Below are 21,435 nucleotides of genomic sequence, written 5' to 3'. Positions count from 1 at the left end.
TAAGACCCAAGACTGGAATTTAATGCCAACCCAGGAAGCAACTTAGCAGCGATAATGTATACATCTGTATATTAATTGCTGTAAGTTGCGAGATATTTTGCATGTCCACTTCCCTAGACGGTCTTCAATTTCCCATTTCTGCTTCACAACAAAAACCAAGCACATCGAAAATCGGCCGTAACATTATTTCTGAAGCCTTAGGCGCAGTTGATCCTGTACATGCTACCGCAGCACAGCAGGAAAAGAACTGGCGTAAGCAATATCCAGTACACTTTAAACATCTGGTTGTAGATGGATTACGCTCCGCAGGTGCAGCACTGAGTATTGCCAAGCAAGGTCTGGAAACTGCACATGCCAGCTTTGAATTTGATCGTGATGGCCAGAAGCATCTACTAAAAGATGTGATGTCCTTGCCTGCGCAGAACCTGAATACCTTCCAGCTGAAAGGCCAGTCTGAAAAAGCCCCAGAATGGTATGTGCCTTATCATGGCAAAAAACTGCAAGGACAAACATTACTGGATCAAATCCAGTCTTGGGAAGAGCGTGGTATCGTCGAACCTAGTCATGCCAATGCACTGCGTGAATGTATTGCCCATCCGGAATGGTTTGACCTATCCGATCGTACCACTGTTCTATTTGGAGCCGCTTCTGAAGCAGGTCCACTGACTTGGCTATCCAAATGGAAAGCCAATATCGTAGCGATCGATCTGCCAAATACTCGTGTCTGGGGCAAGATTCTAGATACAGTGAGTCAAGGCAACGCCACTTTATATGCACCATCAGTTGAAGCGCTGCCAACTGATACTTCACTAGATATTTTAAAAGAAAAACTGGGGGCTAACCTGCTCACCCAGATTCCTGAAATTGCCCAATGGCTGATTCAGTTCAAACAGAATCTGGATCTCGCGGCAATTGCTTATCTGGACGGTGAAAAGCACGTACGTGTTTCCATGGCGATGGATGCCATCATGAAATATGTCAGCGAGCAGAAAGCTAATACTAGCCTGATGTATATGTGTACGCCAACGGATGTCTACGCAGTACCTGAAGAAGTGGTGCAGGCTTCACAAAGCAAATATCAGCAATTATCTAAGCTAGAAAGCACTTTAACTAAAGGGATTTCACTGATTTCACGCAAGCATTTTTTCCAGAAGAATGAGCAGGATCTGTTTAAGGTTGGCGACAAGTCCTATGGTGTTTGCGACTGTCTGGTCGTTGAGCAAGGTCCAAACTATGCACTGGCTAAACGGATCCAGCAATGGCGTGCGACGCTGGCACGTGCTAACGGGCAGCAAGTGAGCATCAATATCGCCCCTTCAACAACAACTTATTCAGTGACCAAGAATCCGTTATTAAAAGCTGCATTTAACGGTGCCAGCCTGTTTGATGTAGAAGCATTCGCTCCTGAAACCACCAATGCGATTATGGCTGCACTCTGGATTCATGACTTGCGTAATCCTGAGTCAGTCGCCAATCCTGATGTAAAACTCAATCATCCACTTGAGTTAATGATGTCTGGTGCGAATCATGGCGGTTTATGGCGTGTGGCTTATCTGGCACGTACAGCATTGCCGTTTGCTGCGTTGTATGGTTTTGCAACAGATAAACTACCGAAAGGATTATTAGGTAAGTTGAAGAAGTGATTTTTTCTGAAATAAAGATGAAATCAATTTTATTAGTCAGGCGACATGGATGTCGCCGTTAGGCTGTGATATAGGGACATATCATCAGCCTAACAAAAGATTTTTGTTACCTTGCGAAGTGCACTTCTCATCTTTCAAAAGTAAGACTAAGAAATACTCATTTTTTACATTTAGTTGAAATTAGCTATTAATCCTTCTATTGAAAATACTTTTAGCCTTCTGATTACCCTCCCCCCCTTGCGCAGCAATGCTACTCATCCCATAGAGAGAGCATCCCTTATAATTTTGAAAGTCATTAGATAACAAAAAGTCTCCTATTTCCAGAAAGCAAATCACTATTTCTTAAGGCTAAAACTTTTCTAGCACCCATAAAAAAACGCTGCATCAGCAGCGTTTTTTACATCGAATCTTCTTAGAAAACTTTCAGAAGAATCCAGTACAAACCACCAGATAAACAGATCGTTGCAGGTAGTGTAAACACCCAAGCCGATAGGATCGATTTCACCATCTTAAAGTTTAGGCCAGACTTGTTCGCCACCATGGTACCTGCAACTGCAGAGTTTAGAACGTGAGTCGTAGAGACTGGCATACCGAAACCATCCGCAGCGGCAATGGTCGACATCGCTACCAATTCAGCAGACATGCCCTGACCATAAGTCATATGTTCTTTACCGATCCGCTCACCCACAGTCACGACAATTCGTTTCCAGCCGACCATCGTTCCCAGACCAAGTGCCAAAGCTGTTGCCACTTTTACCCAGGTCGGAATGTATTGCAGGAATGAATCCAGATTGTCGCGATACTCATCAACGGTTTGTTCCTGAACCTCGCTCATTGCCGGTAAAGCTTGTGCTTTATCCAGACGTTTAAACGCTGTGGTGCTCAGGTACATGTCATTACGGAATTCTGAAACTTGTGCTTCTGGAACATCCTTGATGTTGCTGTAGCTACCAACTTTATCACCCAAATGATCGGTCAGACTTGCCAGTGCAGGAACAACCTCAGCATTCAATTCTTTGGTTTGAATGTATGTGGTAATGATGGCACGTGCTTTTTCGTCCGGAATATCTTCATGCTGCGGATAAATCGCATCAGCCGTTTGCGCAGACAACTGGCCAAAAGACTGGATATGCGCTGCATCCAGATTTTTGTTTAATGAATATGCTAAAGGTACACAGCCGATCAGGATCAGCATGATCAGGCCCATACCTTTTTGACCATCGTTTGAACCATGCGCGAAGCTTACACCAGTACAGGTAAAGATCAGAATGGCACGAATCAGCGGTGGTGGTGGCTTATTGCCTTCAGGTGGCTTAAACAGTTCAAGCTGCTTTCTGAAGATCTTTTTCACCAGCAGAAATAGTACCCCAGCAAAAGCAAAACCGATCAGAGGTGAAAACAGCAATGCTTTACCAACTTTCAGCACCTGTTCCATATCCACACCAGAAGCACCACCACCAGAATTCAGCAGGTAGTTCATGATACCTACCCCCAGAATCGAACCGATCAGGGTATGTGAACTTGAAGCGGGAATACCAAGGAACCAGGTACCCAGATTCCAGAGAATCGCAGCGATCAGCATGGCAAAGACCATAGCGAAACCGGCACCTGTGCCGACATTCATAATCAGCTCGACAGGCAATAATGCAATGATTCCGTATGCAACAGCACCACTGGCCACCATTACCCCGAGGAAATTACAAAAACCTGCCCACATGACTGCAACCGGTGCAGACAATGCATTGGTATAAATCACGGTCGCAACCGCATTGGCCGTGTCGTGGAAACCGTTGACGAATTCAAAGCCCAGCGCAATGAATAACGCCGTGCCTAAAAGAATCATTGAATACAGACCGATCGGTGGGACATGAGCTAAATCTGAAGTCAATTGGAAGCCGATATAGATCAGCGTGGAGATAATTAGAGTCAGAAACACCGGCATAAAAAATTTCGGTGTTGGCACATGAACATTGGCCGGCTTATCAGAAGGCGACTGTTGTGCTGAACCTAAGGGAGTTTGATTAGAATTCATGCAAGCAGGAATAGAGGATTCAAGAATCCCCATATTGTTCAGTTAAATTGTGACAATTATATGACAAAGTGCTGTCATATAAACCAGTTTTTTAGACTTTCTCGTTGCCGTTTATCCTGTAACCACATGCTCTAAATTTTAAAAATATACAAATATAATCAATTATTTATTAAAAGAAAAACACTTGAATCGCCCGGCTTTATTCATGTTTTGCAATATATCTGGTCATTCCTACCCGGCTGTCATATTTCCGAGCCTGTCATATTTGATTAAAGATTAGCTTTGTTATATGACACTCTGATGAAAGCTGCTTACATTTTATTTTCCAGTCGCACGCTTTTATCAAGAACTTTAATTTCCAGATTTCCATCTGTTTTCAGCTTTCTATACCGGCTTGAGTGTCTTTATCAAATTTTCAAATCAGGCATATCCAGCATTCTGTATAAGCGTTACAGAAAACTGCGCACTAATCTGTTAAGATTATTGCCGTTTTTGATGCTTACTGAGAAAGTTTGAATGTCCACACTTGCCACCCTAAAAGAACTTCTTGCCAAGAGAATTTTAATTATCGATGGTGCGATGGGTACCATGATCCAACGCCATAAATTGGAAGAAGCCGATTATCGTGGTGAGCGTTTTGCTGATTGGGCATACGACCTTAAAGGCAATAACGACTTACTTGTGCTGACTCAGCCACAGATTATTCAAGGCATTCATGAAGCGTATCTTGAAGCTGGTGCCGATATTATTGAAACCAATACCTTTAACGGCACCCGTGTTTCAATGTCTGATTATCACATGGAAGATCTGGTTCCGGAAATCAACCGTGAAGCAGCACGTCTGGCTAAAGAAGCCTGTGCAAAATATTCAACGCCTGAAAAACCACGTTTTGTGGCAGGTGTAATTGGTCCGACATCACGTACTACGTCGATTTCACCAAATGTAAATGACCCTGCCTTCCGTAATATCACTTTTGACGAATTGAAAGTGAATTACATCGAATCAACCAAGGCCTTGATTGAAGGCGGTGTCGATATCATCCTGATCGAAACCGTATTCGATACTTTAAACGCCAAAGCTGCGATCTTTGCAGTGAAGGAAGTATTTAAAGAACTAGGCACTGAATTGCCAATTATGATTTCTGGTACGATTACCGATGCGTCTGGTCGTACCCTGACTGGTCAAACTGCAGAAGCGTTCTGGAACTCAATGCGTCATGCAGAACCAATTTCGATTGGTTTTAACTGTGCCCTAGGTGCAGATGCCATGCGCCCACACGTAAAAACTGTATCTGACGTGGCTGATACTTTTGTGTCCGCCCATCCTAACGCAGGCTTACCAAATGCCTTCGGTGGTTATGATGAAACTCCGGAAGAGACCGCAGCATTCATTAAAGAATTTGCGGAAAGTGGTCTGATCAATATTACTGGTGGTTGTTGTGGTACGACGCCTGATCACATCCGTGCCATTGCTCAAGCAGTTGAAGGTATTGCCCCACGTCAAGTGCCAGAAATTGAGCCTGCATGTCGTTTAAGTGGTTTGGAACCATTTAACATTACCAAAGATTCATTGTTCGTGAACGTCGGTGAACGTACTAACGTTACCGGTTCGAAAAAATTCCTGCGTCTGATCAAAGAAGAAAACTTCGCCGAAGCGCTAGATGTTGCCCGTCAACAGGTTGAAGCCGGTGCACAGATCATCGACATTAACATGGATGAAGGCATGCTTGATTCGGAAGGCGCGATGGTGCACTTCCTGAATCTGGTGGCATCTGAACCTGATATTTCACGCGTGCCAATCATGATTGACTCATCAAAATGGGAAATCATTGAAGCTGGTCTGAAATGCGTCCAAGGTAAAGCGGTTGTTAACTCGATTTCCCTCAAAGAAGGTTATGACGAGTTTGTAGAACGTGCCCGCCTCTGCCGTCAGTACGGTGCAGCGGTGATTGTGATGGCATTCGATGAGAATGGTCAGGCCGATACTGCTGAACGTAAAAAACAAATTTGTAAGCGTTCTTATGACGTGTTGGTGAATGAAGTAGGCTTCCCGTCTGAAGACATCATCTTTGACCCGAACGTGTTCGCGGTAGCAACCGGTATCGAAGAACACAACAACTATGCTGTAGATTTCATTGAAGCTACTGGCTGGATTAAACAGAACCTGCCAAATGCGATGATCTCTGGTGGTATCTCGAACGTATCCTTCTCATTCCGTGGCAATGAACCGGTGCGTGAAGCGATCCATGCGGTATTCCTGTACTACGGTATCCAGCAAGGTTTAACCATGGGTATCGTGAATGCCGGTCAATTGGCGATTTATGATGACATCGACAAAGAGCTGAAAGATGCGGTTGAAGATGTGATTCTGAACCGTAACCAGGGTGAAAGTGGCAACGAAGCAACTGAAAAATTGCTTGAAATTGCTGAGAAATATCGTGGTCAAGGCGGCGCGCAAAAAGCTGAAGAAAACCTGGAATGGCGTAATGAACCGGTTGAAAAGCGTCTTGAATATGCGCTGGTTAAAGGTATCACCACTTATATCGATCAGGATACTGAAGAAGCTCGCCTGAAAGCCGTTCGTCCACTCGACGTAATCGAAGGTCCATTGATGGCCGGTATGAATGTGGTCGGTGACTTGTTCGGTGCCGGTAAAATGTTCCTGCCACAGGTGGTGAAATCTGCACGTGTGATGAAACAGGCCGTGGCCTGGTTGAACCCGTACATTGAAGCGGAAAAAACCCAAGGTGAAGCCAAAGGTAAAATCCTGATGGCCACCGTAAAAGGCGACGTACATGACATCGGTAAGAATATCGTTGGTGTGGTACTGGGCTGTAACGGTTATGACGTGGTCGATCTTGGTGTCATGGTGCCATGTGAAAAGATTCTGCAAACTGCGATTGATGAGAAAGTTGACATCATCGGTTTGTCTGGTCTGATCACCCCTTCTCTGGATGAAATGGTATTCGTTGCCAAAGAAATGCAGCGTAAAGGCTTTAACATTCCATTGATGATTGGTGGTGCGACGACTTCTAAGGCACATACGGCTGTGAAGATTGCCCCTCAATACCAGAATGATGGCGTGTACTACACAGCTGATGCCTCTCGTGCTGTAGGTGTAGCGACTCAATTGCTTTCTGCCGAGATGAAGCCAAAACTGGCAGCAGACTATGCAGCGGATTATGAAAAAATCCGTACCCGTCTTGCCAACAAACAGCCGAAAGCAGCGAAACTGTCTTATGCTGAATCGGTTGAAAATGGTTTCAAAATCGACTTCGACAAGAATGCGCCATTTAAACCAAACTTCATCGGTTCACAGACTTTCACCAACTATCCTTTAGAAACCTTGGTGGAATACTTTGACTGGACACCGTTCTTTATCTCTTGGAGCCTTGCGGGTAAATTCCCGAAAATCCTTGAAGATGAAGTCGTTGGTGAAGCAGCACGTGATCTGTATGCACAAGCACAAGCAATGTTGAAAGACATTATCGAAAATAAACGTTTCGATGCGCGTGCAACGTTCAGCATCTACCCTGCAAATCGTACCGGTTCAGATACGGTTGCAGTGACTGATGAAGCTGGTAACGTAACGCATACCTTCGAGCACTTACGTCAGCAATCTGACAAAGTAACCGGTAAAGCAAACTACTCATTGGCTGACTTTATTGCACCTAAAGATGTAGCTCAGGATTATCTGGGTGGCTTTACCGTTTCGATCTTCGGTGCGGAAGAATTATCTCAGGAATATAAAGCCAAAGGTGATGACTATAATGCGATTATGGTTCAAGCCTTGGGTGACCGTTTTGCCGAAGCTTTTGCTGAGCATCTGCACCAGAGGATCCGTAAAGAGTTCTGGGGCTATCAGGCAGACGAAACTCTAGACAATGATGAATTGATCAAAGAGAAATATGTCGGCATCCGTCCTGCGCCGGGCTACCCAGCTTGTCCTGAACATTCTGAAAAAGCGCCACTCTTTGACTGGTTAGGTACGACTGAGAAGATGGGTACTTACCTGACTTCTAGCTTTGCGATGTGGCCACCTTCATCAGTGAGCGGTTTCTACTATGCAAACCCTGAAACTGAATACTTTAACGTGGGCAAAATTTCTGGCGATCAGCTGGAAGATTATGCGAAGCGTAAAGGCTGGACACTGGATGAAGCGAAACGCTGGTTAGCGCCAAATCTGGATGATTCAGTGGTTTAATCCCCCCTCGATCCCCCTTTGATAAAGGGAGAAGAATCCATTCTTATCGAATATAAAAAATCCCCTCGAGTGAGGGGATTTTTTTGTTTTTAATCTCCCCTAACCCCTCTTTTTCAAAGAGGGGGATTTCACGTATCAAATTTATTACATGACAGCTCCTCCCTTTTTTAAAGGGAGGTTGGGAGGGATTAAATTGCTATAAATAAAATGAATATTTAGAATGCTTAAATCCATGAAAAATTTAAGATTGACAAATGGCAATAATAAAAAGTTTAGATCTTGGAAGCTTAGAAAGCATCTGTAAAACTTTAGGTGAAACTAATAATGGGCTTTCAGGAACAGAAATTACCAAGTATCTGGCTGAATGTAATATCAAAGATCTTCAATTAAATTCAACAAAATGGAAACGCTTATATGATGCTCTATACTCAAAACAAACTGAAGATCGCTGCTCCAATAATGTCTTAGCTTTTATTAAGTATGTTATGCGTCCTTCACGGCATATCCATAGAAAAGAATGGTTTGAAAATATACGAACTGAATTGAATTATATTTTGTCATTTGAAGGTTTTGAACTCACTGAAAGTGGCGAACTCAAGCAAGCAGACAAAGTTCAAACTTTTGATGAAGCTGAAGCACGAGCACAAAATTTAAGAAAAACTTTATTAGATAGAAAAATACATCCTGATGTCTTAGCCTTCTGTAGAGCAGAACTACTCGTAGATAATTATTTTCATGCGGTTTTTGAAGCTACTAAAAGTATTGCTGAAAAAATTAGAATTAAAACAAATTTAACTACTGATGGTGCAGAACTTGTTGATCAAGCCTTTTCTTATAAAGGTAAAATCCCTTATTTAGCATTAAATAAACTTACCACTGAAAGTGAGGAGAGCGAGCAGAAGGGTTTCATGAATTTACTTAAAGGTGTCTTTGGAAATTTTCGAAATACGACTGCTCATGCTCCCAAAATCACATGGAATATTGATGAACAAGATGCCTTAGATATTCTATCAACAGTATCATTAATTCATAGAAAATTAGATAAAGCCGCTGAAGCAAGAAAGATATATGAAAGTAGTTTTTAATCCCTCCTAACCTCCCTTTGAAAAAGGGAGGAACTACGTGATTCCATAACCGCCATCAAATTCGCATGAAGTCCCCCTTTATAAAAGGGGGATTTAGGGGGATTCTTTAGGAAGTTCATTCAAACAATATTTATAAATTACATTTGCCACATCATCAATCTGCCCCATCACCTGCCTATTATCAAATCTCAATACTTTTAAACCTAGCTGAGCCAAGGCTTTATCACGAACCCGATCTGCCTCTAAACCACCATCTGTAAAATGCTGACTACCATCACATTCAATGACCAAATTCGCTGCTGGGCAATAAAAGTCCACTATGTAATTTAAAATTGGTTTCTGTCTATAAAACTGCAAACCTAAAATTTGCTTATTCCGAAGTCGTGACCATAATAATTTTTCAGCATCGGTCAGGTTGTTACGTAAGTCACGCGAGGCTTGTTTTAAGTTTTTATTGTAAGGTTTCATTTTTATTCTCATTTTTTAGAATCTCCCTTAACCCCTATGTTCCAAAGAGGGGGACGCCATGTAAATAAATTACGTGACAGCTCCTCTCTTTTTCAAAGGGAGGTTGGGAGGGATTTAATTTATCAAATATGCGCCCCTTTTCTAACCCATCATTCCAAAATTGTCCGTTATTACATTTTTAAGTCTGCAAAAATCATCACTTTCATGAATAATAGACCAATAAATTTATCTCCCAAATCAATGACTATTGGTGTTCCAATGAAGAAACTCATGAACGGTGCTGAAAACATCGTTGTCGAAATGTGCAAAGGCTTTGTCCTGGCACATCCAGAACTGGCATTTAATGAATCTTATAAAATCATTTCCCGAAAGGAAAAACACCAAAATGTCGCGCTGATCAGTGGTGGGGGTAGCGGTCATGAACCTGCTCATGCCGGTTTTGTCGGTCAAGGCATGCTGGACGCTGCCGTATGTGGTGACGTGTTTGCCTCACCTTCACAGATTCAAGTTTATAAAGCCTTGCAGCAAGTGGCGACTGACAAAGGCGTGTTGATGATCATCAAAAACTATTCTGGCGATATGATGAATTTTCAAAATGCCGCTGTATTAGCAACTGAAGATGGCATCAAGGTTGATTACGTAAAAGTCGCAGATGACATCGCAGTAAAAGACAGCCTATATACAGTTGGTCGTCGCGGTGTTGCTGGTACAATCTTCGTGCATAAGATTGCCGGTGCTGCTGCCTCTAAAGGTTATGAACTTGCACGTGTGAAAGAACTGGCACAAAAAGCGGCAGACAATGTAATGAGCCTTGGTTTTGCCTTTACCTCTTGTACCGTTCCAGCCAAAGGCACACCAACGTTCATTTTAGCTGAAGATGAAATGGAATACGGCGTCGGTATCCACGGTGAACCGGGGATCCGTCGTGAAAAGATTCTGCCTTCTAAAGAACTAGCTCAGCGCATTGTCGATGACCTGTTCCTGGATCGTCCAAACCTGACTGAAGTTGCAGTTCTAGTAAATGGCTTTGGTACAACACCACTGCAAGAATTGTATGTGTTCAATAATGATGTATGTGAACATCTGGCAAGTAAAGGCATCAAAATTTACCGTACCTTTGTCGGCAACTACATGACCAGTATCGACATGGCAGGTGCATCAGTTTCGCTACTAGCTGTGGATGATGAACTGAAAACTTATCTGGATGCAGAAGCCAATACCCCCGCATTTAAAATGGATGGTTCACCTGCACTGCCATTTGAGTTTGCTGCCAAAGACCAAGCTGCTGTACGCACAGTAAATACAGATGTTGAAACACATCCTGAACATGCTGTGATTGCCAATGAACAATTCACCATTGAAAACATGCGCTATGTGGTGGATGTGATGAGTGCCTGTATCATTAAAAATGAAGTGCCTTTCTGTGAGCTGGATGCCCATGCCGGCGATGGTGACTTCGGTATGAGTGTGGCAAAAGGCTTTAAACAGCTGAAATGCCAATGGCATGAACTGGTTCAAGCTGAACAGATGGATGATTTCCTGCTGAACTGTTCCATGATTATCATGGAACATTGTGGCGGTGCATCTGGTCCAATCTGGGGTTCTGCTTTCCGTGCAGCCAGCAAATCGATTAAAGGTAAAACCACATTAACTGTTGCGGATTTTGCAGAGATGCTACAAGCTGCGGTAAAAGGTATTCAAACAACTGGTGAACGTTCATTTGGCCGTGGTGCCGTTGTAGGTGACAAAACCCTGATTGATGCTCTGGTTCCATGTGCCGATTCTTGGTCAGCCAATACCGACAAGACCTTCAAAGAGAACTTTGTTCTAGGTGCTCAAGCAGCGGTTCAAGGTGCAGAATCCACCAAAGACATCGTGGCACGTATGGGCCGGGCTGGAACTGTAGGTGACCGTAGCCTGGGTTATCCAGATGCTGGTGCACATGGTTTAGGTGTGATCTTTACTGATATTGCTGAGCATATTAAATAAGATTACAGGATGTGAAAAAGCCTCGACATTGTTCGGGGCTTTTTATTTATATTCTTACCTCAATCCTCTCTTGCGCTTCCTTTAAAGCAGTGCTTTAAACTCGCTCAGGGATAGGGAGTAACATGTGTTTATTTGCTTCAGTAATTTAAAAATGAAATTGCCTCTCCTTTTAGGAGATGAGCAGCACTGCTGCGCAAGGGAGAGGTCTCATTTAAACCTTTCCAAAAACTTCTCCAATTCCTCCGTCACCACCACTCTCTTTCTCCCCTTCAACTGATCTTTATCCAATAAACCTTCTGAGTCTACAACCAGCACTTTATGCCCATCCTGTTTTAAGCGATCCACGCCTTCAAACAGCATTCGGGCACCGACATCATGCATCAGAGTGAGATTGGTTAAATCGAGGATAATGGTACTTTTACCTTCCGGTTCATCCTGCAAGATCCGTAGCAGCATTTCAGACTCGGTAAACTGCAATACGCCACGCAATTCATAAACCACGACGTTATTCTTTTTCCCCACTGTGTAACGACTTTGCAGAATAGTCTGTGCTGACGGCGTACCTTCCATGAGATGCAGTCCCATATCGTGCGACAGATTTTCAAAGATTCTGACCCCACGTACACTATTACCATGCTCATCGATTTTCGGTGAAAAGACCGCAATCCCCACTTGCCCTGGCAGTACTCCAATAATGCCACCTGCCACACCACTCTTGGCCGGAATACCGACTGTAGTCAGCCAGTCACCTGCAGCATCGTACATACCGCAGGTTAGCATCACACTGAGTAATTGCCGGACTAAAGCCCGATCCAGCATGCGCTTACCCGTCTTAGGATGCACACCACCATTGGCCAATATACTGGTGATCACGGCTAGATCTTTGACGGTGACCTTAATCGCACACTGCTTGATATAGCCATGCACGATTTTTTTAGGATCTTCGTCCAGCACCCCAACAGTACGTAACATGTAGCCAATCGACATATTCCGAAAAGCCGTTTTAATCTCAGAGTTATACACCTGCTCATCAAAGGACAATTCACGTCCAGCCAGTCCACTTAAAAAACGGCGTAACTGTTCAGCACGTGATACTGTTTTCTTGGCAGGAATCAGAGAATGCGTGGTAATCGCACCAGAATTAATCATCGGGTTTTTTGGAATATTGCGTTCTTTTTCCAACGAAATCTGGTTAAAGGCCTCTCCCGAAGGTTCTACACCCACTTTTTCCAGTACCTGTTTTAGCCCTAGTTCCTTGATTGCTAGCGCATAGGCAAAAGGCTTGGAAAGAGACTGCATGGTAAATTCAACGTCATCATTCCCGGCAGAATAGATGGTTCCATCTACTGTCGATAGTGCAAGTCCGAGCTTGTCAGGATCAACCGCAGCAAGTTCAGGAATGTAATCTGCCAGCGCGCCTTTTTTATTATCATGGCAAGCAGAAAGCACATGATTCAAATAATCCGGTACTGGCGTTTTCATGGCAAATGCTCCCATCTCAATCTTTTATATCATTTTTATTAAAACTGAATACTGAAGACGGTTTTGCTACTTTTATGCAGTTTTATGTTGTGAAAATGGGAGATGGGTAAAAGAGATAAAATAAATAGATGACTTAATTGGACAAGATAAGAAATCTTAAAAATGAGAAATCATAAAGATGAGCACATTACTTTCAGATTACAGGTCTATTTCTATGAAGCAATAAACCTGTAACCGATGAGAACCAGCTTGATGTTCCAGGCAGATTATTTCACCTTAGTTTTGCGAATCATCTTATACAACACTTTTGGCGATAGACGTGAAACTAAAACACCCAGTTTTTCTTTAGAGCCACCCACCACGATATATTCTTCACCACGTTTCAACGCTTCTACAGTCTGACGGGCAAAATCAGCCGATTCCAGGCCATTTTCAATCGCTTCATCTTGCTTGGCCTGAGGTTTGCCTTCCCCATTTAAGGCATTAAAAGACACATTGGTTTTAATAAATCCCGGAAAAATCACGGATACCTGAATACCCTGATCTGCCATTTCAGCACGTAGGCTATTCGCCCACATATGAATCGCGCCTTTGGCTGCTGAATAAGACGCCCGATATTGAGTTCCAAGTAGACCGGCTACACTGGAAATAAAGGCAATCCGGCCAGATTTCTGTTTTAAAAACGTCGGTAAAACCGTTTTGGTCAAAAACACCTGAGAGAAATAATCGACTTCCATAATGGCGCGTTCAGTCTGCATGGTGGTTTCCTGAATCAGGGCACGCTGACTGAGTCCAGCATTATTGATCAGCCAGTCAATGCGGCCTTTCTCACTTAGCACCTGTTCATAAGCCGTGCGTACCTGACTTTCATCAGTAATATCGGCCACGACTGAGATGTGTTGATCAGGATTCACCAGTCCTGCACGGACTTTTTCCAGTTCTTCCAAACGTCGTGCAGTCAATACTATCTGTGCACCTTGGGCAGCACATTCTTCAGCCAGTGCCTTACCAATTCCTGAAGATGCTCCAGTAATCCAGACTACTTTTCCCTGTAAATTTTCTAGTTTTGCCATTAAATCCTGTCACCCTCTTTATACGAATGTGTTCCTGGCGGTATTTCATCTTCCAGAAATGCCAGCAACTGCTCAAAATAATAACTCATGGTATCCGCATCATAGAGGCTACCGAGTTTATCAAAACGTTTATAACCCAGTTGTGTGGTCAGGTGAATCACACCATTCAATGTTTTATCCACCACCACATTAAATTTCAGCATCTTTTTTGGTTCACGCACCAGATGCGTCACACCCTGATCCACCACCTGAATAAAAGCTTTCAATGCCGGTGAGACATACTGGTTATTGCCACTTTTCATCTGCTCCACGCAGCCCAGCAGTTCCGTGATCAGCATGCGTTCTACCGGATAGCGAACAAAGTATCCATCTTCATTTTCATGGGTCATCTTGTACAGATAGTTCACCATAGGAATCAGCCGATCATTACCAAAGAAAGAAACCGACCATGGCATATATTTGCGAGTCGTTTCTAAAATCTGTTGAATGACTTTTTCGGATTCCTGATCCGGGGAGCTGGAGAGCTGCACCACACGACCAAAAATCTGGTCAATAATCTCACAGGCAATATCGGCCAGATTTTCACCGAGCAGTTTGGCCAGACTTTCCTGCTCGCCAGCATTAAATCGGGAATGCAGGTCTTTAAAGCGTTGATGGGTATCGGGGTGAATCTTGAGAGAAATGCTATAGCTCATCTTGTTATCCTTTTTTTAATCGTCTGCGATGAGTCGCGTTTTATCAATCTATCATACGTTGAGTTCAGGCAACTGCCAATTGGCGAAAGTTTGCTTTTGGTTAAGCTGCCGCATGCCTTGATTTTTTTGCTACAATAGATGCAATTTTTTATCCACTTTTGATCTGTTTAGACTATGACTGATTCAGCGCAAAATATTGCTACGACCTACGATCCGACCGAGATCGAGAAAAAATGGTACCAAACCTGGGAAGAGCGCGGTTACTTCAAGCCGTCTCAAAAAGGTGAATCATTCTGTATCATGATTCCGCCGCCAAACGTCACTGGTAGCTTGCACATGGGTCATGGTTTTAACAATGCCATCATGGATGCGTTGACCCGTTATAACCGTATGTCAGGCAAAAATACCTTATGGCAGCCAGGTACTGACCATGCGGGGATCGCAACCCAGATGGTTGTTGAGCGTCAGTTAGGTGCTCAAGGCGTAAGCCGTCATGATCTGGGCCGTGAAAAGTTCATCGAAAAAGTCTGGGAATGGAAAGAGCAATCTGGCGGTAATATTACCCGTCAAATCCGTCGTTTGGGTTCTTCTGTAGACTGGTCACGTGAACGCTTCACCATGGATGAAGGTTTATCCAACGCCGTTAAAGAAGTATTCGTGAAACTGCATGAAGAAGGCCTGATTTACCGCGGCAAACGTCTGGTGAACTGGGATCCTAAACTGCAAACCGCCCTGTCTGACCTTGAAGTAGAATCTGATAAAGAAGAACAAAGCTCATTGTGGCACTTCAAATATTTCTTTGAAGATAAATCACTGCGCACTCAAGATGGTAAAGACCATATTGTCGTTGCAACCACTCGTCCAGAAACATTACTCGGTGATACTGCGGTTGCGGTCAACCCTGAAGATGAACGTTATGCGCATCTTGTCGGCAAAAATATTGTATTGCCAATTACTGGCCGTACCGTTGCCATCGTTGCTGATGAATATGTTGAAAAAGAATTCGGTACAGGCTGTGTGAAAATTACGCCTGCGCACGACTTTAATGACTATGAAGTGGGTAAACGCTGTGGTCTGGCACTGATCAACATTTTCAACAAAAATGCTGAAGTTCTGGCTGAGTTTGAATACATCGCGAAAGCCGGCGAACAGATTTCTAAAACCATCCCAGCACCAGCAGACTACATTGGCTTAGAACGTTTTGAAGCACGTAAAAAACTGGTTGAGCAAGCGGAAGCTGAAGGCTGGTTAGATCAGATCCAACCATACACTTTGAAACCACCTCGCGGTGACCGTTCAGGCGTAATCGTTGAGCCACTTCTAACAGACCAATGGTATGTGAAAATTGCACCACTGGCTGAACCTGCTATTGAAGCGGTAAAAGATGGCCGGATCAAGTTCGTTCCTGAGCAATACAGTAACATGTATATGTCATGGATGAACAACATTCAGGACTGGTGTATCTCGCGTCAATTGTGGTGGGGTCACCGTATTCCGGCTTGGTACGATGCTGAAGGCAATGTATTTGTCGGTCGTAACGAAGAAGAAGTTCGCGCGAAACACGGTATTGCACCTGAAGTTGAATTAAAACAGGACGAAGATGTACTGGATACCTGGTTCTCTTCTGGTTTGTGGACATTCTCAACATTAGGCTGGACTGGCGACGAAGCGAAAGATAAAGAAAACTATTTCTTGAATACTTTCCACCCAACTGATGTGCTTGTGACTGGTTTCGACATCATCTTCTTCTGGGTTGCCCGGATGATCATGATGACCATGCACTTCATGAAAAATGAAGATGGCACACCACAAGTACCATTCAAAACTGTGTATGTACACGGTCTGGTACGTGATGGCGAAGGTCAGAAAATGTCTAAATCTAAGGGTAACGTACTTGACCCATTAGACCTGATTGATGGTGTTGATCTGGAAACCTTGGTACAAAAACGTACTTTCGGTCTGATGAACCCTAAACAGGCGGCGAAGATCGAAAAATCTACCCGTAAAGAATTCCCTGAAGGTATTCAGGCTTACGGTACTGACGCGGTTCGTTTCACCTTCTGTGCATTAGCAAACACTGGCCGTGACATTAAGTTCGACATGAAACGTGTTGAAGGTTACCGTAACTTCGCCAACAAAATCTGGAACGGTACCCGTTTCGTGATGATGAATGTTGAAGGTCAAACGGTTGGTCAAACTGCACGTCCTGATCTTTGGGAATTGCCAGAACAATGGATCGTGAGCCGTTTGCAAAAAGCGGAACAAGCGGTTCAGCAAGCATTCGCAACTTACCGTCTAGACTTAGCTGCTCAAGCGATCTACGAGTTCATCTGGAATGAATACTGTGACTGGTATGTCGAGCTGACTAAACCGGTTCTGAATGATGAAAACGTATCTGAAGAGCGTAAAGCTGAAGTTCGTCGTGTGTTATTGGCGGTGATGGAAGCATCTTTACGTCTTGCGCATCCAATCATGCCGTACCTGACTGAAGAAATCTGGCAAACGCTTGCACCGAAATTGGGGATCTCTGGCGAAACCATCATGCTGGCTCAGTATCCTGTTGCAGATGAAGCGAAGATCAACGAACAAGCTGAAGCAGACATGCAATGGCTGCAAGGTCTGATCGGTGCAGTACGTAACATCCGTGGTGAAATGGGCCTAGGTAATGCGCGTCTGTTACCAGTTCTCCTTCAGAACACGACTGAAGCTGAAAAAGCGCAGATCACACGTATTGAAGCGCTATTTAAAGCATTGGCGAAAGTTGAAAGCATCACTTTCCTTTCTGATGGTGAACAACCACCATTGTCTTCATCGAGTGTTGTAGGTCACGTGTCTGTATTCGTTCCAATGAAAGGTCTGATTGATCCGAAAGCGGAATTAGGTCGTCTGCAAAAAGACTTAGACAAAGTTCAGAAACAGCATGACCAAATTGCCAACAAACTTTCGAATGAAGGTTTTGTGGCGAAAGCGCCTGCTGCTGTGGTTGAAGGCGAGAAAGTTAAACTTGCTGAGTTTGCTGATCAGTTAGCGAAGATTAAAGCGAATATGGAGCAAATTGCGGCGCTTTAATGTGTTGTTAGTTTGATCTAATTTGTAGTATAAAGGGCTGATTATTCAGCCCTTTATTTTTAAAGTTAAACTAATCTATATCCCCATGAGTATTTGATTATCTTATCTAAAAACCGATTATCATCATCAGATAATTTAAATTTGGCGCCAAATTTACTCTTAAATTCTTTTAAAAATTCTTGAGTTGTATCCATAAAAAATTTAGGTAATTCAAAATGGCTTAAATTTTTTAAGAAATCATCTTCACCATATAATTGATTCAACAATTTTCTTGCTTCTTCCAAAGTCTTTTGCTGTTTAAAAAATGCTTCATTATTTTCATCAATTGAATTTGGATCTGTCTCAACCAATGTAGTACCATGAGCCAAAATATTTCTGAGACTAAATAAAATTTTTATTTTTCTATAGGTGTCTTTATCAATTTCTTTACTAATATCAAATTTTAAAAAACCTGTATAAAACGAAAATAACTTTTCAATACCTCCCTCACTTTCTAAACGAATAAGGAAACTATCCAAAATATTTTCATACGATGATTTTCCTGTAGCTCCTTTTTTTGAATTTTCCCTAATATGCCTGCTAATCTCAGCTCTCAAATTTTGAGATAATACGTATCTTAACGCTCCCTCAATTATTGCTGCATTCATCGAAAGTAATGGGAAGTTATATACATAGTTATCTATTCTTTTTTCTTCCTTAGAAAATACTTTCAAGTAACTCTCACTAAATCCATCATCTGTCAATTTTGGGTTTTCTGGCTTATTTTTTCTATTGTGTAATATAGCTAATTCTTCATAACTGCGAAGTAATACTTGATGTGTAGCTAGATTCAAATAAGACATTATTTTCCCTATATAAAATTAACATTTAATATTCTTATTATACCCTCACCCCAGCCCTCTCCCATAGGGAGATGGAGCGTCATTTGAATTAATGCTTGCATGGATTTAGTAATGAAATTCCCTCTCCTTTTAGGAGAGGGTTAGGGAGAGGTGTTTTTACTTTTAAGCCCTAAACACACTTTCCATAAATCATCTAATACATCATCAGTTTCTAACAACACTTCATTATTCCAATACCTCACAACTCTCAAACCCAAAGACTCTAAAAACTTTGTGCGTTCAGCATCATATTCAAGTCCATCATCCGTTCCATGCTGACTGCCATCCAACTCAATCACTAAACCAATTTCATGACAGTAAAAATCTACAATAAAGGAAGCAATCACATGCTGACGGCGAAACTTGAGATTCATAAAACGCTTAGTACCTAGTATTTGCCACATCACTTGTTCTGCATCAGTAGCACTATGGTGCATAGATTTGGCGAAAATGAGTAGTTGAGGATCGAGCTTTTTGTTCATGGGATTTTGTTTTTATTATTTTATTGAGGATAACAGAAATTTTAAATGCCCTCACCCCGACCCTCTCCCAAAGGGAGAGGGAGAAAAACCTTAAAGCATCCCATGCCTTAAAAACATCTCTAATCCACTTAACTTTTTGATATACATCAGACGTTCTTTTTCTACTTTGATTTGCTGCTTGATAGTAGAAGTATCTTCATCAATCTGCTTATACAAGTCAGCAATTTGAACCTTACCTTTTGCCTTTTTGACTGCAATTCTGGTTTTTGATGACCAGACCAATCGATTGATCAATGCATCAATCTGCTCTTGTAACTTCTGGCTCTGCACATCCAAAGCCAGTTGATACAGCTTGACTTGCTCTGCACTTAAACTCTTTTGCGAAGGATCTCGATCTTGCTCAATCTGAAGCTGCATTTTTAGTAAAGCAAACAAATCCTGTTCTGCATAAGCCTCATTGGCACGTTGCAACAATTCAGTCTTTTTAATCTTCTTTACGTCATTTGCTTCACGATCCGGATGAATCGCTGCAGCAATCTTTAAATATACCGATTTCACTGATTGCTCTGCCATTGCGGCTGCCTGTTCCTGCTTTTCCTGCCGGCGTTTTAGTTTGGCCTGCTCGCGGACTTGCTGAAAATGATCAGAAGCCCATTCTTCAAATCCCTCAGCATCTGCCGGATCTGGGACATTTTCATTCTTAAAAAACCTTTCAAGTTCATTGGTCTTTTTTTGGCTTTTCCTGAATTGGGCATGTTCGGCACGCTGCTGATAATAGGTGAAGATTTCATTTACCTTATTGGCTTCTTGCGCTGACATCGCCTGAAAATCTTGCAGATAATCTGCCAGGTATTGAATCTTCTCATCCAGTACTACCAACTCGACCTTGGTAAAATCTGTTTCCTGCAAGTGCTTCCAGAGCTGTTCGAGCTGCTCAAACAGCACACCATGTAATTCATGATAGACCGGCATGAAAGTTTTATGCGTATATTGCTGTAGGTCTTCTTCAGCCTGTTGCCATTGTTTTAACTCCAGCTTCTGCTGTTCGATTTTATCAATCAGACGATCCAGCTTCTTCTGCTGTGGCGAAAGCGCTGTGAATGGCTGGATCATGGTTTTTAAGTCAAAGAGCATGGCAGCAGAAAGACCCAAGGAAATCTTATCTATATTAATTCTTTCAGCATTCGCTACAAAGTTCTTTTCACCTTAGGCTATTGAAATTTGTATCAGAATTAAAAAAAGCAGAACGAAGTCTGCTTTTTCCATGTGGTTCTTTATTATTCCAGTACCACACGGCCATTTAAGGACTGTACCGGACGGTTATTTGGATGGCCCATTAGCTTGGAAAATTCTGAAATCTGTGTCGCAGAGGCCTGCTGGATCTCTTTTAGAATTAACCAGCGCACACCTTCGGAACATGGAGGTGTCGTCAGCGAACCGCTAAAACGGTAATAATCCAGATTCTTAGGCAACATCTCATTTACAGGTTGCTGGGTCTTTAAGACAACTTTTTCACCTTGCTTTTTCGGCAAGCGGTTCCACATACGTTTAAGCATCGGATTTTCTGTACCCTGCTCAAACATCATCGCCACTACAGCCAGTTCACCTTGAGCATTGGCATGGACAAAATGAATCTCTAGAGGATAGCTCTTGCCTTTAATCAGGTTCTCACTTGGGCTATGCAGATGAAACTGTTTCAGCACAAAAGTTTCACCATCCAGCTGCAATTCTCCGCCTTGAGCAAAGTCTACCTGAACGGTATGACCTTTATTTTCAATCGCGTGAATCATGGTGTTATAGCTAAACTTGAGCGGTTCCAGTTCGGCTTTGACTGTTCGTTCAATATTGATCGGTGACTGGTTCAGCCCACTACAGGCTGAATATTTCTGGTTTAGAGTCGACCATTGTTCAGGCTGATTATAGTTCCAGTCTGCATCTGCAAATACTGCTGTACTTAAGCCCATAACCGTTAAAAGCGTGAATATCTTTTTCACAACACATCCTTTCTTGGAAGTCAAAATCAATATTTTTAATTTAAAAAACAGATTTTTAGCTTGATCTAATCGCTATATTTTTCAGGGCACAACATACAGAAATTTATAAGTTCCAAGTTATTTGATTACAAATCATTAAATAGTTCTTATTATTCCTAGGAAATTGCTCAGATTTTATCTTGATATATTTCAGCAGGATATTATTTGTACTGCTTAAAAGTTACACAGAGTAAAATGTGAACTGGTTCAAATTTAATTTATTGAATAATCAATCAATATTTACATGAAATATCTATCTTATTTTCTTAAAATCGCTATATCTTTCACTCATAGCAATCA

14 protein-coding genes are annotated in these 21,435 nt (G+C 42.5%); 5 read left to right on the top strand and 9 right to left on the bottom strand.

The features are described 5' to 3' along the window. Nucleotides 1-101: 101 nt before the first annotated feature. A complete protein-coding gene (locus AC4MBN_RS03865) occupies nt 102-1,643 on the top strand; it encodes a hypothetical protein (protein ID WP_491880702.1) in 1,542 nt (513 codons plus the stop codon). Between the two features lie 412 nt (nt 1,644-2,055). Here the strand turns inward: AC4MBN_RS03865 and AC4MBN_RS03860 are convergent, their stop codons facing one another. Beyond that, nucleotides 2,056-3,675, bottom strand: a complete 1,620-nt coding sequence (locus AC4MBN_RS03860; protein WP_419374349.1) for an inorganic phosphate transporter — start codon at nt 3,673-3,675, stop codon at nt 2,056-2,058. A 516-nt stretch (nt 3,676-4,191) separates the two neighbouring features. Here AC4MBN_RS03860 and metH point away from each other — a divergent pair. Then, nucleotides 4,192-7,878 (top strand): methionine synthase, encoded by a 3,687-nt coding sequence (gene metH, locus AC4MBN_RS03855; RefSeq protein WP_419374348.1) that lies wholly within the window; start codon nt 4,192-4,194, stop codon nt 7,876-7,878. Between the two features lie 254 nt (nt 7,879-8,132). Then, nucleotides 8,133-8,963, top strand: a complete 831-nt coding sequence (locus tag AC4MBN_RS03850; RefSeq protein WP_491880701.1) for a TIGR02391 family protein — start codon at nt 8,133-8,135, stop codon at nt 8,961-8,963. 93 nt (nt 8,964-9,056) lie between these two features. On the opposite strand, the gene AC4MBN_RS03845 is transcribed toward AC4MBN_RS03850, so the two are convergent. Further along, nucleotides 9,057-9,431, bottom strand: coding sequence for an endonuclease domain-containing protein (locus AC4MBN_RS03845; RefSeq protein ID WP_419363212.1), 375 nt, complete (start codon nt 9,429-9,431; stop codon nt 9,057-9,059). A 258-nt stretch (nt 9,432-9,689) separates the two neighbouring features. Between AC4MBN_RS03845 and dhaK the strand changes: the two genes are divergently transcribed. Continuing rightward, the gene (gene dhaK / locus AC4MBN_RS03840) at nt 9,690-11,420 is read left to right on the top strand and encodes a dihydroxyacetone kinase subunit DhaK (protein ID WP_419374347.1); all 1,731 of its coding nucleotides are present in this window, start codon (nt 9,690-9,692) and stop codon (nt 11,418-11,420) included. A gap of 207 nt (nt 11,421-11,627) precedes the next feature. On the opposite strand, the gene AC4MBN_RS03835 is transcribed toward dhaK, so the two are convergent. From AC4MBN_RS03835 to AC4MBN_RS03825, 3 genes are all read right to left on the bottom strand, one after another. Continuing rightward, nucleotides 11,628-12,902, bottom strand: coding sequence for a glutaminase (locus AC4MBN_RS03835; protein ID WP_491880700.1), 1,275 nt, complete (start codon nt 12,900-12,902; stop codon nt 11,628-11,630). 266 nt (nt 12,903-13,168) lie between these two features. Next, entirely contained in the window at nt 13,169-13,975 is an 807-nt protein-coding gene (locus AC4MBN_RS03830) for an SDR family oxidoreductase (RefSeq protein ID WP_419363206.1), read from the bottom strand. Next, nucleotides 13,975-14,670 carry a hypothetical protein gene (locus AC4MBN_RS03825; RefSeq protein WP_491876061.1) on the bottom strand — a complete coding sequence of 232 codons (696 nt, stop codon included), beginning with the start codon at nt 14,668-14,670 and terminating at the stop codon, nt 13,975-13,977. The genes AC4MBN_RS03830 and AC4MBN_RS03825 overlap by 1 nt, the downstream gene beginning before the upstream one ends. Nucleotides 14,671-14,844: 174 nt before the next feature. On the opposite strand from AC4MBN_RS03825, the gene AC4MBN_RS03820 reads away from it, so the two are divergent. Then, the gene (locus AC4MBN_RS03820; protein ID WP_491880699.1) at nt 14,845-17,739 is read left to right on the top strand and encodes a valine--tRNA ligase; all 2,895 of its coding nucleotides are present in this window, start codon (nt 14,845-14,847) and stop codon (nt 17,737-17,739) included. A gap of 65 nt (nt 17,740-17,804) precedes the next feature. Here AC4MBN_RS03820 and AC4MBN_RS03815 read toward each other — a convergent pair whose 3' ends face one another. The 4 genes from AC4MBN_RS03815 to AC4MBN_RS03800 all read right to left on the bottom strand — a co-directional run bounded on the left by AC4MBN_RS03815 (nt 17,805) and on the right by AC4MBN_RS03800 (nt 21,066). Continuing rightward, nucleotides 17,805-18,581 (bottom strand): hypothetical protein, encoded by a 777-nt coding sequence (locus AC4MBN_RS03815; protein ID WP_491880698.1) that lies wholly within the window; start codon nt 18,579-18,581, stop codon nt 17,805-17,807. 140 nt (nt 18,582-18,721) lie between these two features. Continuing rightward, a complete protein-coding gene (locus AC4MBN_RS03810; protein WP_491880697.1) occupies nt 18,722-19,102 on the bottom strand; it encodes an endonuclease domain-containing protein in 381 nt (126 codons plus the stop codon). A 90-nt stretch (nt 19,103-19,192) separates the two neighbouring features. Beyond that, complete coding sequence (locus tag AC4MBN_RS03805) at nt 19,193-20,236, bottom strand: molecular chaperone DnaJ (RefSeq protein WP_491880938.1); 1,044 nt, start codon at nt 20,234-20,236, stop codon at nt 19,193-19,195. A 143-nt stretch (nt 20,237-20,379) separates the two neighbouring features. Then, nucleotides 20,380-21,066: a carbonic anhydrase gene (locus AC4MBN_RS03800; protein ID WP_419374457.1), complete on the bottom strand. Its 687-nt coding sequence runs from the start codon at nt 21,064-21,066 to the stop codon at nt 20,380-20,382. Between the last annotated feature and the right edge of the window lie 369 nt (nt 21,067-21,435).

This window comes from Acinetobacter sp. CAU_H_60, assembly GCF_058599385.1.
The sequence above is the reverse complement of the archived record's forward strand: the minus strand, read 5'-3'. Positions and strand labels throughout refer to the sequence as shown.